Source organism: Flavobacterium sp. GNP011, assembly GCF_056428925.1.
On record NZ_JBWJVJ010000062.1, the window covers coordinates 1 to 426 of the forward strand.

Sequence of the window (426 nt, forward strand, 5' to 3'; positions counted from 1 at the left end):
ACTGGAACCGTATCGGTACCTACAACTGTGGATGCTATCGACGAGGCTGATGAAAACTTTAGTATTGCCTCTGGAGCTGCTTCGGCTACGGGTACTATTATCGACAATAACAACGCTCCTACTGTGGCTACGATCTCTCCTGCTTCGGCTACCGAAGGAAGTGATGTGGTATTCAACTTTACACTAAGCAACCCATCGGCGGTAGATACAACTTATACTTTTGTATTGACTAATGGTACGGCTGGAAGTGCAGATTACACTACTACTGCTGTAACGGTAACTGTTCCTGCGGGTGCAACTACGGGAACTGTAGCGGTACCTACAACGGTGGATGCTATCGACGAAGTAAATGAGGACTTTAGTATTGCCTCTGGAGCTGTTTCGGCTACTGGTACGATTATCGACAATAACAACGCCCCTACTGTA

1 pseudogene is annotated in these 426 nt (G+C 46.9%); it reads left to right on the plus strand.

Annotated features, from left to right (window positions below):
* A pseudogene (locus AC061E_RS16640) lies at nt 1–426 on the plus strand (hypothetical protein); the annotation flags it as partial.